Source organism: Terasakiella sp. 4MB5A (assembly GCF_050058155.1).
Classification (GTDB): Bacteria; Pseudomonadota; Alphaproteobacteria; order Rhodospirillales; family Terasakiellaceae; genus Terasakiella; species Terasakiella halodenitrificans.
This window is the reverse complement of sequence record NZ_CP188815.1, coordinates 300,055-314,577: the sequence shown is the minus strand read 5'-3', so window position 1 is coordinate 314,577 and position 14,523 is coordinate 300,055. Positions and strand designations below refer to the sequence as shown.

The following is a 14,523-nucleotide window of genomic DNA, read 5'->3' as shown; positions in this document are numbered from 1 at the left end:
TTTTACACAAATAATGTATTTTATCTTTGACTCTGATCCCTGAACACACTAGGTTGCTGTCAAATGACATGTGTCCAAAGATAGGATATAAGATGGATACCACAGATTTAACCCACCTCAAGCAGCTTGAAGCCGAGAGCATTCATATCATTCGTGAAGTTGCCGCCGAATTTGAAAACCCGGTGATGCTTTATTCCATCGGCAAAGATTCAGCCGTTATGCTGCATCTGGCACGCAAAGCCTTTTACCCATCCAAACCGCCCTTTCCCCTGATGCATGTGGATACCACATGGAAATTCAAGGAAATGATCGAGTTTCGTGACCGTATCGCACAAGAATACGGGTTCGATCTGCTGATCCATATTAATGAAGACGGTGTTAAACAGGGTATCGGTCCGTTCAGCCACGGATCAGCCATGCATACCGACGTGATGAAAACAGACGCACTAAAACAGGCCTTGAATAAGTATAAATTCGATGCGGCCTTCGGTGGGGCACGCCGGGATGAAGAAAAATCCCGCGCAAAAGAACGTGTTTTTTCCTTCCGTTCAGAAAATCATCGCTGGGATCCCAAAAACCAGCGTCCCGAACTGTGGAATGTTTACAACGCCCGCGTTAAACCGGGCGAAAGCATTCGTGCTTTTCCGCTGTCCAACTGGACGGAACTGGATATCTGGCAATATATCTACAAAGAAAATATCCCCATCGTGCCACTTTATTACGCAAAAGAACGCCCGGTTGTCGAACGTGACGGCATGTTGATTATGGTCGATGATGATCGCCTGCCGTTAAAAGACGGCGAAACACCGATGATGAAATCCGTGCGTTTCCGCACATTGGGATGTTACCCCTTAACCGGTGCGGTAGAATCCGAAGCCGCAACACTGCCGGAAATCATTCAGGAAATGTTGCTGACCCGCACATCTGAACGGCAAGGCCGTTTGATCGACCATGATCAAGCCGGTTCCATGGAAAAGAAAAAACAAGAGGGCTACTTCTAATGGCTCACCAATCCGACCTTATCGCCGACGACATTCTGGCCTATCTCAACGCACAGGAAAATAAAAGCCTGTTGCGCTTCATCACCTGCGGTTCTGTCGATGACGGCAAAAGCACCTTGATCGGTCGCCTGTTGTGGGATTCTAAACTGATTTTTGAAGACCAGCTTGCTGCCCTTGAAGCCGATTCCAAAAAAGTTGGCACCCAAGGTGGGGAAATCGATTATGCCTTGCTGCTGGACGGCCTTCAGGCTGAACGCGAACAGGGCATTACCATTGATGTAGCCTATCGCTTTTTCTCAACCGATAAGCGCAAATTCATCGTTGCCGACACGCCGGGGCATGAACAATATACCCGCAATATGGCAACAGGCGCGTCCAACGCCGATGTAGCCGTCATTCTTGTTGATGGTCGCAAAGGGATTTTGACGCAAACCAAACGTCACAGCTATATCGTCTCCCTCGTTGGTATTCGTAAAATCGTCGTTGCCGTCAACAAGATGGACCTTGTGGATTATGCCGAAGATAAATTCCGCAACATCGAAGAATCTTATCGTACCTTCGCCAAAGATTTGGGATTTGAAGACATTGCCTGCATTCCCATTTCTGCATTGAACGGCGATAACATCATTGATCGAAGCCCGCAAACCGACTGGTATGACGGCCCGACCCTGATGCATTATCTAGAAACCGTTCAAGTGGCGTCCGATCTGAAAGAAAAACCGTTTCGCTTGCCTGTTCAATGGGTCAACCGTCCCAACCTCGATTTCCGTGGATTTAGCGGAACGATTGAAGCCGGTCGCGTCAAACCGGGTGATGAAATTGCCATTCCGGCATCTGGTCAAACCTCCATTGTCGATCGTATCGTTACACTAGATGGGGATTTGGAAGAAGCCATTGCCGGACAAGCCGTCACCATCACCTTGAAAGATGAAATTGATATTTCACGCGGCGATATGTTGGTCGATGTCAAATCCCGTCCCGATTATGCCGATCAGTTCGAAGCCAAGATGATCTGGATGCATGACGATGCCCTTTTGCCCGGTCGATCTTATCTGATTAAATTCGGTACTCAAACGGCAGGTGCGCAAATCAGCGAGCTGAAACACAAGGTCAACGTCAATACCTTGGAAGAAGCCGCCGCCAAAACATTGGAACTCAACGAAGTCGGCATTTGTAATGTTGCCCTTGACCGTAATGTTGCCTTTGACAGCTATGTCGATAGCCGGGGGACAGGTCGTTTCATCTTGATCGATCGTTATACCAACGCCACTGTCGGTGTCGGCATGATCGACCATGCCCTGCGCCGGGCCAGCAATGTGCATTGGCAAGCCCTTGATATCAGCAAAAAAGAACGTGCTGAACGTAAAGGTCAACGTTCCTGTGTCTTGTGGTTTACAGGTCTGTCCGGTTCCGGCAAATCCACCATTGCCAACCTTGTGGAAAAGAAACTGCATTCCCTGCATAAACATACCTATGCACTGGATGGCGACAACATCCGCCACGGCCTGAACAAAGACCTTGGTTTCAGTGATGCTGATCGGGTAGAAAATATCCGTCGTATCGGTGAAACGGCCAAACTATTTGTTGATGCCGGTCTCATAACCCTGACATCCTTTATCTCGCCATTCCGATCAGAGCGCAAAATGGCGCGTGAGTTATTGGAAGAAGGCGAATTCATCGAGATTTTTGTCGATACTCCACTGGAGATTTGCGAAGAACGCGATGTCAAAGGCCTTTATGCGAAAGCTCGTGCCGGTGATTTGCCAAACTTTACAGGTATTTCATCGCCTTACGAAGCACCGGAAAACCCCGATATTCATCTGGATGGTTCCAAACTGAATGCAGAAGAAGCAGCAGAAGTCGTTGTTCAGAAGCTGGAAGAATTGGGCATTCTGGACGTCTGGTTCCCGGAAATCTAATTTTTCGTACAATAATCCCCCTTTTTGGCGATCCGTTTTCTCAAAAGACGGATCGCTTTTTTTTGCGCACATCTTGTGCCCCTTCGATGAACCTGATAGGTAATAAATGTGATTTCTGTTGCATCGCACATTCACTTGCCCGAGATGGTTTTATGTCATTGAAACATAAAGAAAATACCTATAAACAACCCATATGGCAAAAAGGGTTGAACAAAGTGCGCGCCTTGCTTTATCGCTCGCCGCTCTATCTGGTTACCTTGCGCAAAAATCCACAGTTGGAAGTCTCTGCCCTGCCTGATAACCTGAAGGTGAGCCATCCTGAAAATATTGCGCCGTTAAAAGACGGAAAATTCCCTTTTGCCGGACGCACCTATAAAAGTGGTGATCATCCCTGGACGACAGCCCAGGATGACCTTGCCTGGCAAAGCTGGGTTCACGGTTTTTCATGGTTAAACGACCTCGCACAAAGCAATGATGCAGACGCCATCGTCACCGCCCGCCAATATATCCAAAGCTGGTTGGATCTCCACGGTGTCTGGAGCCCCCTTGCATGGCGCGCCGATGTCATGGGCGAACGCTTGATCAACTGGATGGCCAATATTGACAAGCTTTGTGCCAGTGCCAATGATGCATTTATCCGTGACTTTAAAAGCAGCCTGTCTTTACAGGCCTCGCACCTGTCGCGCGCGCGTTTTCACGATTTAACGGGTTATACGTTATTGCGCGCCTTGCGCGGACAACTTTACATCAGTTTGTTTATCAAAGGATTTGAGAAAAAAACACCGCGCGTTCTGGAACGCATGACACAAGAACTGGATCGCCAAATTCTTGCCGATGGTGGTCATATTTCACGTTCAGCTGAAACCCTGTGTAATGTCTTGCAGATGACCCTTGAACTCATTGATATTTTTGGTGAACTACACAAGGAATGCCCGGATCGTTTCCGCCTAAACATTGATCGAATGGCCCCTATGATCCGAACACTGCGCCATACCGATGGCGGATTTTCCCTGTTTCATGGCTCCCAAGAAGGTCAGCGTGACGCAATTGATCAATTGCTGGACCGCACCGGCAATATCGGCCAACCGCTCAGCGATGCCCGCCACAGCGGTTATCAACGTATTGAAGCCGGACGCACTGTCTTATTAATGGATGTTGCCGGACCGCCCGATATTGAACACCATCCTTTCGGTCATGCCGCCCCGCTCAGTTTAGAAGTCAGTTCTGATAATGAACGATTGCTGGTCAATTGCGGCTGCGCCGTCGGCGGGGACCCCAGCTGGCATGATGCCTTGTCTGCCACTGCGGCACACAACTGTTTAACGGTTGATGATAAAAACTGTTTCAGCGTCTTGCACGGTGGCGGCATCAAACCCTATCAGGTGGATATATCAGCACAACGGTTCGAAGATAACGGACAGGTTTTGATCGAGGCCCAACATAATGCCTATCAAGCCAGTTTCGGCCTGATCCATCAGCGTAGTGTCTATATGAATAAAACCGGCACCGACCTGCGTGTAGAAGACAAATTAATCGGCATGGGTGGATCAACCTACGCCATCAGTTTACATCTTCATCCCGATGTGCATGCCTCGTTGGTGCAGGACGGGCAAGCTGTTCTTTTAAAAACCAACAGCGGGGCAGGTTGGCATTTGCGGGTACAGGGTGGCAAACTTGATATCCGCGAAAGCATTTATGTCGCACGCCCCGGTCATGTACGCCATACCGATCAGATTGTCATGCAAGGCCCGTTGCGCGGCGAAGGTGTTTGTGTCAAATGGCGTCTCAGCAAACTGTAAACCAGCACAGCAAATAAAACGAAAAACAGTTTTAAATCTGTTCGTTAAAAAAAGGGTGGTCCAGTTCCGGCACCAATTCCTTGACCACATGCAAGGCTGCAATTGTATCACGATTGCGACATTTGGTTTCGATGCGATCCAATGTCTGCGCCAGCATATCCGCATCCAACACACGCGGTGTGGCAATTAAAATACCTTCTTGCGTAGACGGGGTTGGGGGTTCATCCCCATGGAAAATTTCTTCATACAGTTTTTCACCGGGGCGCAAACCCGTAAACTGAATATCAATATCCTGATAAGGCTGCAGACCGGATAATTTAATCATTTGTTCCGCCAAATGAAGAATTTTAACCGGTTCCCCCATATCCAGAACGCAGATTTTACCATCCAGCGCGTTGTCTTTTTGTGCCAGAACGGCGGCTTGCAAAACCAGCTCGACCGCTTCGCGGACCGTCATAAAGAAACGATTCATTTCTTTATCCGTTACGGTCAACGGTCCACCAGCACGCAACTGCTTTTCAAACAAGGGCACAACCGACCCAGTTGATCCCAACACGTTGCCAAATCGAACTGTGGTAAAACGACATCCGGCTTTTTTAATATCCAAGGCCTGCGCATAACTTTCCGCAATGCGTTTACTCGCCCCCATGATATTGGTCGGGTTCACGGCCTTGTCTGTGGAAATTTGCACCATCGCCTGAATGCCGTGTGCAACACAGGCATCTGCAACATTGCGGGTGCCAATCGCGTTGGTCAAAATCCCTTCCACCGGGTTTTCTTCCACCAAAGGCACATGCTTTAAAGCCGCAGCATGAAACACCAAGTCCGGTTTATTGGTTTCGAAAATATCGTTCAGGCGATAACGATCACGGATATTACAAATCAAGGCCTGTCGTTTTAAATCCGGAAAAGTGCGCGATACTTCCATATCGATGGTGTACAGCGCATATTCTGAGGCCTCCAACAACAAAACCTCGCGGGGGCCAAAACTGCAAATCTGGCGGACAAGCTCACTCCCGATGGAGCCACCAGCCCCGGTCACCAAGACTTTTTTGCCGGAAATCAAATTATGGGGCAGGGACTTATCCAAGGCCTTTTGCGGACGCCCCAACAAATCCTCCACATCAATGGGGCGGACCTCTATTTGATCCACTTGACCACTGCGTAAATCGGTCATCTTGGGCAAGCGCGACAAGGGAACGCCCAACTCATCCGCCAAGGCCAACAGTTTACGCACTTTTTCGCCCGGCCAATCATCTTTCGTTAAAATCAGGCGTTGCGGTTTTTTCTTCTTCTTTGCCAAGCTGGCGATAATATCGGGTAATTCATCCAGCGTCCCTAAAACGGGAACACCCAACATATCCAACCCCGCACGTGATTTTTTTTCTGCCACCAGACCCACAGGCTGATAAGGGATGTTGGGATTGCGTTCAATGGCGCGCAGAAACAGATCCGCCCCATCGCTTGCCCCGATCAAAAGTGCTGGAATTCTGGGGGTTTCGCTGACCAAATGCGATAAATCCAGACGGCGGTCTTTCACCATGCGATAGATAAAACGCGGCGCCCCCAACAAAGCCATCAACACAAACCAGTTGATGACAGGAACAGAACGGGGCAGGGCCTCCAATCGTGTTGTCATAAACATGACAAGCGCAAAAATCAGGATCAAAATACTGGCGGATTTGGTAATGGCGATCAAATCACGCATGGAGGCATAACGCCAAATCCCTTTATAAAGACCCATCAGATAAAAAACAGCCGCCGCCAAGATAACCAGAATAGGCGTGCCCGTGCGCACAACTTCCAGATAATTTTGGAAATCATTACCCAGTCGCAAATAAAGCGCGACATTAAACGACACTGCCGTCATCAACAGATCATGGAACAGGGCAACCCATCCGCGCCCGGGTATTTTGCTAAAAGTAAACGCCATGACATCCCGGCAGACTAAAGAAAAACCGAATAATTCAAGTACCTTGTTTTCAGGTTGACTTCAACCTTTATACCAATCAACCATCTTTTCAAAACCGCTTTCAACCGGGACAGGTGGTGTCCAGTTCAATTCTTTTTGGATGGGTTGGCTATCAACTTGCAAACTTTGCGTTAAACGATCAATTGCGGCTGATTTGCCTGTTATTCTTCCCAATATTTTCAGAACAAAGACAGGAACCGGGATCATCCGACACGGGCGTTTCAGTTTTTGCGCCATCAAGGCAAACATGTCAGCCACGCTTAAATCATGCCCATCACTGACTAAATATGTTTTATGGGCCGCGTTCGGATGTTGGCTACATACCATCAACGCATCCACCAAATTTTCCACATTTACAAGGCTACGTTGATTATGCAGACATTTAAACGGGACAGGTAGGGCTTTGTCTGCCAATTTTAAAAAGCTGAGAAAATTGGCTTTCACACCGGGGCCATAAACCAACGGTGGTCGAAGGATACAAACTTCCAGTCCTGTCTGTTGTGCCAAGGTGCGCAAGCCTTCTTCCGCTTCCCATTTTGACAGGCCATAGGGGTCAACAGGGGGCTGATCAATTGCCGCCCCAAATGGCTGATCCTTTTGCGTTTTTTCCCCATTCACCTTGATCGAGCTTAAAAAGACAAAACGCGTTACCCCTTGGGCTTGCGCTGCTTTCGCCAAACACAAGGTTCCATCCCGATTGATTGAACGGTATGTCGCCAATGGATCGGTCACATCTTCCTGCATCATATGAACACGGGCGGCGAGATGGATCACAACATCAATCCCGGTAAGTTTATCGACCCAATCGGTATTGCCATCCATATTGTTGATTTGAAGCCAGTCACAGTTCAAATCGGTTTTATGCGTTCGATAGGTCGCAACCACCCGATGCCCATGCCTCAACAGGTGTTGACATAAAACCTGCCCAACAAAGCCTGTGGCCCCTGTCACTAAAATCTTAGACATCGTTTTGCGATCCCTTTTTAAAATGGAACAACAAAACAGTGACGCTTAGAATTGCCAAAGCCAATCCACCCAACAAAGTCACGGCATAAGCCACCCAAGCCGAAGCAATCAACACAACATTCAGCGCCAAAATGCGCAACACGACCTGATCGTGGCGTAAGCCTTTTTGCGTTGCTTGCTGGTAAAAATGTTCGCGATGGGCCTGCCAAACCTTTTCCCCGCGCAACAGGCGTTTGATCAGGGTAAACGTTGCATCCACCATATAATAAAGCGCGATTAACGCAGCAATCAGGACAAAACCCTGTCCCGCCAGCAAAATCAACATCCAACCCAGCAAAAAACCAATCGGGATACTGCCGACATCGCCCATGAAAACCTTGGCAGGGTGCCAGTTCCATTTCAAAAAACCAAGGGCAGAAGCGCATAAAACAAGGGCTGTCAGAATAAAGCTATCGCCCAGATGCAGCACAAAGCCGAACAGGGCCAATCCTGCCCCGATGGAAGCAATTTCAACACCGGAAATACCATCAATCCCATCCATAAAATTAAAGAGATTGATAAACCAGACCCACCCCAAAACCAGCAGGACTTTCTCCAGCCACACGGGCATAAACCCGCCAATATAGCCTGTCTCGCTGGGGGGTAAGAAAAAGACACATAACCCGACACAGATAAACTGCACCGCAAAACGCACCCCCGCCCCCAGATCACGCAAATCATCCAGCCATGATAATAAAGCCAACACCAGCGCACCGCCCACAGCAAACGGTGCAATCACCAAAGGAGCTTCCCAGAAAAAATTAATTGCAACCAAGGCAGGCAGAATAACAATTAACATCCCAATCCCCCCACCACGCGGTGTCGGTATAGAATGGGAACTGCGTTCATTGGGATGATCAAGTATGGCCTTATGACGTAAATAGGCCAACACGCCCCCCGTTGCGAGAACGCTGAGGATAAGAACAGCAACGAAAATGGCCAGATAGTGCATAACTTCTCCCAAATCCTGCCAATTAAGCCGTTATTTGTTGAATAACAGACATGGTTTTATCCATTATAGCCCGGTCATTTAATTCTTCATCGACAAAGCGACGCGCAGCTGCCCCAAATTCTGCACAAAGAGCAGGGTTCTTAGCAAGGCGTTCAATCGCATCTGCCAATGCAACACTATCTTGAAGCGGAACCAAAAGACCGTTTTCCTGATCCCGTACGATCTCGCGACAGCCCGGCACATCGGTTGCAATCATCGCCAAACCACAAGCGGCGGCTTCCAACAGGCTTTTGGGCAAGCCTTCGCGCCATGACGGTAATAAAGCCACGGTGGATTGGCGATAAATATCGGCAATATCCGTTCGTCGCCCCCAACATTCCACCAATCCATCAGCTTGCCAGCTTGCCAAATCATCCTGTGACGCACTTTGCGGATTACGCGCATCAATATCACCGACAAGTGCGATACGAATATGTTGTCCGCGTTCTTTTAATAACCGGGCAGCCTCGATAATTTCCCCCACACCTTTTGCCCATAACAAACGCCCAACAAAGGTGATTAAAGGCGGTTGGGGAAGGGCAGGTGCCGGATGAAAATGCACCGCATCGACACCGGAACCACGCACCAAAAATAGATTATGATCTTCACAAAAACCAAATCCCGACATCAAGGCAAGATCGTCCCGGTTTTGCACCAGCATATTGACCTTCTTTGTCCGCGCAAACCCCCGAAAGGCAAGCGAGACAACCGTGCGAATAACACGGGCTTTCAAACTATTGGAAATAAAGGAAAACCCAAGTCCTGTTACAAGGTTTAGCACTTTTTGTGCCGGTGAAAACACAGCCGCAATTGTGCCAAGAAGAACGGTAAACAAGGCGACATGAACCACCAGATCAGGACGTTCCTGTTTATAAATCGCCCGCAATGACGAAACCGTTTTTAAAGCTTTGAGCGGTGAAATACCGTCGCGTTGAAAATCCACAGAAAAGCAGCGTACACCGTGACTTTCAATTTCTGCACGCTTATCGGAAAAACGACATGCGAGTGCCACATCATAGCCTTCTGCCTTCAACCGTTTTGCCAAGGGAAGCCGATGGGATAAAAAATACCAGTCTTCCGAAACAACGATAAGGGCTTTGGGCTGCATAGAAGATGCCTCGTTTACAAGCGCCAAAGCTCGATATCTGCCGGGCAACTGTTGCGATCCAAACAGGATTTAATATCGATAACGGCGCCTTTCTTCTCCTTCAACAAGGAAACGGGCAGTGCCCAACCTTTATCAAGGAATTTCTGGTGCGATACCGCCATGATCACCACATCGGCAGGCGCAAGATCGGTTTCATCAATCAGGTTTACACCGTATTCTTCATGGGCTTCGTCTTTTTCCGCCCACGGGTCAGTGATTTGGACCTGTATGCCCATATCCTGTAATTCTGTAATAATATCCACAACTTTTGAATTACGCAGATCAGGAACGTTTTCTTTGAAGGTCAATCCTAAAATGGTCACAATCGGATCATCTTTGCGCCCGCGCTTCATCAACATTTTCACCGCCTGCATGGCGATATAATATCCCATACGGTCGTTCACACGGCGCCCGGCCAAGATGACTTGCGGGTGATGGCCCAGTTGTTCTGCCTTATGCGTCAGGTAATAGGGGTCCACACCGATACAATGACCGCCCACCAAACCCGGTGTAAATTTCAGGAAATTCCATTTTGTACCAGCGGCTTCTAAAACATCATGGGTGTCGATGCCGACGCGTTCAAAAATCTGTGATAATTCATTGACGAAGGCAATATTTAAATCCCGTTGCGTATTTTCAATCACCTTTGCGGCCTCAGCCGTCTTGATGTTCGCTGCGCGATGCACACCTGCTGTCACAACGGACTCATACACTTTTGCAACGATATCCAGTGTGTCTGCATCCTGACCGGAAACCACTTTTAAGATGGTTTCAAAACGGTGTTGCTTGTCACCCGGATTGATCCGTTCCGGTGAATATCCCACCGCAAAATCACCCTGATTAGACAAGCCGGAAATTTGTTCCAGAACCGGGACGCACTCTTCCTCAGTCGCACCCGGATAAACAGTGGACTCATAAACAACAATGTCGCCTTTTTTCAGGACAGAACCAACCGTACGTGAGGCCGCCAAAACAGCCCCCATATCAGGGCGGTGCGCATTATCAATCGGGGTCGGAACCGTCACAATAAAGAAATTCGCCTTGCGCAATTCGTCCAAATCGCACGTATAGGTCAGGCTGTCATGCAAAACGTCGCCCTCATCCACTTCTTCGGTGCGATCATAGCCTTTGTTCAATTCCGCGATACGGTCCTGATCAATATCAAAACCGATGGTTTGATAACCGGCCCGACCATAAGAAACGGCGACCGGCAAACCCACATATCCAAGGCCAATAACGGCAATTTTACGATTATGCATCACACGTCCACATTATAAAAATCAAGATACCATTCGACAAATCGACCGACACCTTCTTCAATGCTGGTGTTGGGAGCATAGCCAGTAATTTTATTCAATTCACTTGTATCCGCCCAAGTTGCCGGAACATCACCGTCTTGCATGGGCAACATATTCTTTTCTGCCTTACGACCCAGTTTTTCTTCCAAGACTTCGATATAGCGGGTCAGTTTCTCACAGCGTGAATTGCCGATGTTGACGACACGGTAGGGTCCAATACCGCTGGTACAAGGATCCGGGTTCTTGGCATCCCAGTTTTCATCCTTTTGCGGTGGTTTGGACAACAGGCGGAAAATCCCTTCAACAATATCTTCAACGAAGGTGAAATCACGTTCCATATTGCCATGATTGAAGACATTAATCGGCTTGCCTTCAAGAATGGCTTTCGTGAACAAAAACAGTGCCATATCCGGTCGCCCCCACGGTCCATAAACCGTGAAAAAGCGCATGCCTGTTGCTGGAATATTGAACAAATGCGCATAATTATGCGCCATCAACTCATTGGCCTTTTTCGTTGCCGCATACAACGTCATCGGATGTTCGGTGCTGTTATGTTCAGAAAATGGCATATTTTTATTACCGCCATAAACTGAACTGGTCGACGCAAAAACCAGATGATCCACTGGATGATGACGACACGCTTCCAAAATGCTGAGAAACCCGTCAATATTTGAATGGGTATAAGCCGCCGGATTTTCCAACGAATAGCGCACCCCTGCCTGAGCCGCCAAATTCACACAATGCGTTGGCTTATGATCGGCAAAAGCCTGCATAATAGCCTCAGCATTGGCCAAATCTTCGCGAATTTCCGTAAACGCCGCATGTTGTTTTAAACGGGCCAGACGCGCTTCTTTTAAGGAAACATCGTAATAATCGGTCACGCAATCAATACCAATCACCTCATGGCCATTGGCAATTAATTTTTCAGCCAGATGATAACCGATAAAACCGGCCGTTCCTGTAACGAGGACTTTCATGTTTTTAAGATTTTCCTTATGCGAAGCTCAGCTTGGCGGCATCATAGCTTCAAGGCGAAGAAGGGTAAATAACGAATTCAGCGTTTTTCCGGCCTAATTTAACAAATCATTTTCAATATTTTCTTCAATCTGTTCTTTCAGGCTTTGCGCCCGCAAAATATTCTTATCAATCACATGCGCCAATTGCACTTTACCATTTTCCGCATAATAGGCACGTGCTTCGTTAAAACACATCAAAGCATGTTCAATCCAGGCAACCGTTGACGGATCACGTTTGGCTAAGGCAAATAAAGTTGCCCCCAGATTATTTTGCGTATTTGCCCATTGGGCCGGGTATTTTTCCGGTGTATAGACTTTTAACACCGCCTGAAAGGACACACCGGCTTGTTCCAGTGATTGCGCACCTTTCACCATTTGTCCATGCAACATCAAGGCTTTCGCCATGTGCGACATGGTGTCTGCCCAATTCAGCGGATATCGTTTCTGACTATAAACATCTAAAGATCTTTTATAATAACGTGCGGCTTTTTGCAGATAATCCGGCTCGCTCAGGCTACGGCCCATGCGCGCGCACATACCGGCGATACGCATCTGAACCGCCGCCCACTCCAAAGGATAGGATTTAGGCGTAAAAACAGTGCACACGCCTTCAAAATAACGAATGGCCTGTTCAATATGTTCAGCGGCCTGTTTGTCTTCTTTATGAGCAGCCATTTCTTCAAACAACCAACCATAATGATTATTGACCAAGGCCCATTCCTGCGGTGTTTTCTCTTTTTCAACCAAGTCTTCCCAAGTCTTAAATGCTTTCAAGGCCGGGTCGAACCAGCCAAGTTCCTTGGCGCGACGCGCAATATTAGCCAAAACAACCGCACACATGCCCATTGTGGAAACCTTCACCGGTTGACTGGTTTTACGCGGGCTTAATCCGGCAGGCAATTTGGTCAACGGATCAACCGCATTCAATAAATGTTCACCGATCTTCAACGCCTGACTGGGATGAGATGGCACACACGCTGCAAAAATGGCCGCGTACAAAACATCCAGTGATCCCATATCCGGTTCAAACGGCACCAACAGATTTTCGGCAAAACCGGGCATACCCAAATTAGCATGTCCAACAACGGCACTTAAAAAATACCACCGCACAGACTGCAATTCAGGCTCTACCTTGCCCCATATTAACAGGTCGGCCCCTTCTTTTTGCAATAACGCACGCCCATCCCGAAGCACATCTTCAAACTGGTTTTCCAGTGTTCCTTTATTGGTTCGTTTAAAGACATCGGCTGTGCGACGTGCAGATAACCCAGCACGTTCATTTAACGGAATAACAATGCCCTGAAGCAAAGCTTCTTTGGCTTCATCACTGGCAAATTTTCCTTCAGGTTCTGCGATCAACACGTGAACGTCACCGATATCTTGCATAAGCGCCAACGGACCCTGACCATCTTCGCCAGTGCCTTCTTCACGCTTTAAAAACCAGTCGACAAATTGGTTGAAAATCGAAACCATTAACGTATCCGTGCTTCACCTTCAGCACTAGGGATAGCGCAAAGACTGTTAAGATGGAATAAAAATCACGGACACCACGAGCTGCGTTTTTTACCATCATAAGGCCGTGCCAGCCCCTTTTCAATCAGGAACGCGACTGGATCCACCCCTTGATCTGTTTCCAATTGCGCTAAAATTCGGCCTGCATACTTGCCATAATGGATATTTTTCAACCAGATTTTACGGGATTTGACAATATCTGCCAGCACCTTTTTTGCCTGTTGTGCCCGATCAATTTCTGCCGCGCACCGCCCGCGCAATTCCGGCGTATCAATTTGGGATAACCGCACACGGGTTTGAATATACTGTCCGAGCCAAATTTGCGCACTGACATCCAATGTATCGCCATCAATCACGCGCAAAACCTCGGCACGGATCGGACCAGGCAACAAATCTTTAGCCCACACCCCCTGTGCAAACACGATCACACCTAAAAACATGATATAAAAGAAAACCGACCGCATTGATCATTCCTGCAATCCTGACGACAACAGAAATATATCATAACGAGTATAATTTTATCTACACACCAATAAGTGTATTTGATCTAATCTAAGACAGGCTACAAGGTACCCTTAAAAATCGACGCAGCGTCCGCCTTTTTCCCAATCCCCAAAACGAGTCGGGTCAGGGCCTTCACGTCCACCGACTTCCGCTGGTTTATCTTCCTGATCCGCCATTGTTTCAAATTTACGGGCCGGTTGCGGGGCAATGGGACGACCATCTTCATTGCGTACAACGTCGGTTGCTGTAAACTTCGGCTTATTTTCGGATAATTTCGACATGTCGGAACCTCAAAGGGCTTGCGGATTTAAGTTCTTTCTCCCTAAATACTCAGTGTTCAGCAATTTTGCAATGGATTT

The 14,523-nt window shown here is 48.0% G+C and carries 12 protein-coding genes; 3 read left to right on the top strand and 9 right to left on the bottom strand.

The window, feature by feature from the left end; genetic code table 11:
• Nucleotides 1-92: 92 nt before the first annotated feature.
• The 3 genes from cysD (at nt 93) to ACI0FF_RS01510 (ending at nt 4,719) form a co-directional block, all read left to right on the top strand.
• Nucleotides 93-1,001 (top strand): sulfate adenylyltransferase subunit CysD, encoded by a 909-nt coding sequence (gene cysD, locus ACI0FF_RS01520; protein ID WP_417819579.1) that lies wholly within the window; start codon nt 93-95, stop codon nt 999-1,001.
• Nucleotides 1,001-2,920, top strand: a complete 1,920-nt coding sequence (gene cysN / locus ACI0FF_RS01515; protein WP_419798397.1) for a sulfate adenylyltransferase subunit CysN — start codon at nt 1,001-1,003, stop codon at nt 2,918-2,920. The genes cysD and cysN overlap by 1 nt, the downstream gene beginning before the upstream one ends.
• Before the next feature lie 152 nt (nt 2,921-3,072).
• A complete protein-coding gene (locus tag ACI0FF_RS01510) occupies nt 3,073-4,719 on the top strand; it encodes a heparinase II/III family protein (RefSeq protein WP_419798396.1) in 1,647 nt (548 codons plus the stop codon).
• A 31-nt stretch (nt 4,720-4,750) separates the two neighbouring features.
• Here ACI0FF_RS01510 and ACI0FF_RS01505 read toward each other — a convergent pair whose 3' ends face one another.
• From ACI0FF_RS01505 to ACI0FF_RS01465, 9 genes are all read right to left on the bottom strand, one after another.
• The gene (locus tag ACI0FF_RS01505) at nt 4,751-6,652 is read right to left on the bottom strand and encodes a polysaccharide biosynthesis protein (protein ID WP_419798395.1); all 1,902 of its coding nucleotides are present in this window, start codon (nt 6,650-6,652) and stop codon (nt 4,751-4,753) included.
• 60 nt (nt 6,653-6,712) lie between these two features.
• Complete coding sequence (locus ACI0FF_RS01500; protein WP_419798394.1) at nt 6,713-7,657, bottom strand: UDP-glucose 4-epimerase family protein; 945 nt, start codon at nt 7,655-7,657, stop codon at nt 6,713-6,715.
• Nucleotides 7,650-8,648 (bottom strand): MraY family glycosyltransferase, encoded by a 999-nt coding sequence (locus ACI0FF_RS01495; protein WP_419798393.1) that lies wholly within the window; start codon nt 8,646-8,648, stop codon nt 7,650-7,652. Before ACI0FF_RS01495 ends, ACI0FF_RS01500 begins: the two co-directional genes overlap by 8 nt.
• A 22-nt stretch (nt 8,649-8,670) precedes the next feature.
• Nucleotides 8,671-9,795, bottom strand: a complete 1,125-nt coding sequence (locus tag ACI0FF_RS01490; RefSeq protein WP_419798392.1) for a glycosyltransferase family 4 protein — start codon at nt 9,793-9,795, stop codon at nt 8,671-8,673.
• 14 nt (nt 9,796-9,809) lie between these two features.
• Entirely contained in the window at nt 9,810-11,093 is a 1,284-nt protein-coding gene (locus tag ACI0FF_RS01485) for a nucleotide sugar dehydrogenase (protein WP_419798391.1), read from the bottom strand.
• The gene (locus ACI0FF_RS01480; protein ID WP_419798390.1) at nt 11,093-12,109 is read right to left on the bottom strand and encodes an NAD-dependent epimerase; all 1,017 of its coding nucleotides are present in this window, start codon (nt 12,107-12,109) and stop codon (nt 11,093-11,095) included. The genes ACI0FF_RS01485 and ACI0FF_RS01480 overlap by 1 nt, the downstream gene beginning before the upstream one ends.
• A 93-nt stretch (nt 12,110-12,202) precedes the next feature.
• Entirely contained in the window at nt 12,203-13,621 is a 1,419-nt protein-coding gene (locus tag ACI0FF_RS01475; protein WP_419798389.1) for a hypothetical protein, read from the bottom strand.
• A 65-nt stretch (nt 13,622-13,686) separates the two neighbouring features.
• A complete protein-coding gene (locus ACI0FF_RS01470; RefSeq protein WP_419798388.1) occupies nt 13,687-14,124 on the bottom strand; it encodes a thermonuclease family protein in 438 nt (145 codons plus the stop codon).
• Nucleotides 14,125-14,235: 111 nt separating this feature from the next.
• Nucleotides 14,236-14,445, bottom strand: coding sequence for a DUF1674 domain-containing protein (locus ACI0FF_RS01465; protein ID WP_419798387.1), 210 nt, complete (start codon nt 14,443-14,445; stop codon nt 14,236-14,238).
• Nucleotides 14,446-14,523: the final 78 nt, after the last annotated feature.

Bases quoted from the DNA above. Each gene is read 5' to 3' on its own strand.
- cysD (WP_417819579.1), top strand. From the start codon at position 93: ATGGATACCACAGATTTAACCCACCTCAAGCAGCTTGAAGCCGAGAGC.
- cysN (WP_419798397.1), top strand. From the start codon at position 1,001: ATGGCTCACCAATCCGACCTTATCGCCGACGACATTCTGGCCTATCTC.
- ACI0FF_RS01510 (WP_419798396.1), top strand. From the start codon at position 3,073: ATGTCATTGAAACATAAAGAAAATACCTATAAACAACCCATATGGCAA.
- ACI0FF_RS01505 (WP_419798395.1), bottom strand. From the start codon at position 6,652: ATGGCGTTTACTTTTAGCAAAATACCCGGGCGCGGATGGGTTGCCCTG.
- ACI0FF_RS01500 (WP_419798394.1), bottom strand. From the start codon at position 7,657: ATGTCTAAGATTTTAGTGACAGGGGCCACAGGCTTTGTTGGGCAGGTT.
- ACI0FF_RS01495 (WP_419798393.1), bottom strand. From the start codon at position 8,648: ATGCACTATCTGGCCATTTTCGTTGCTGTTCTTATCCTCAGCGTTCTC.
- ACI0FF_RS01490 (WP_419798392.1), bottom strand. From the start codon at position 9,795: ATGCAGCCCAAAGCCCTTATCGTTGTTTCGGAAGACTGGTATTTTTTA.
- ACI0FF_RS01485 (WP_419798391.1), bottom strand. From the start codon at position 11,093: ATGCATAATCGTAAAATTGCCGTTATTGGCCTTGGATATGTGGGTTTG.
- ACI0FF_RS01480 (WP_419798390.1), bottom strand. From the start codon at position 12,109: ATGAAAGTCCTCGTTACAGGAACGGCCGGTTTTATCGGTTATCATCTG.
- ACI0FF_RS01475 (WP_419798389.1), bottom strand. From the start codon at position 13,621: ATGGTTTCGATTTTCAACCAATTTGTCGACTGGTTTTTAAAGCGTGAA.
- ACI0FF_RS01470 (WP_419798388.1), bottom strand. From the start codon at position 14,124: ATGCGGTCGGTTTTCTTTTATATCATGTTTTTAGGTGTGATCGTGTTT.
- ACI0FF_RS01465 (WP_419798387.1), bottom strand. From the start codon at position 14,445: ATGTCGAAATTATCCGAAAATAAGCCGAAGTTTACAGCAACCGACGTT.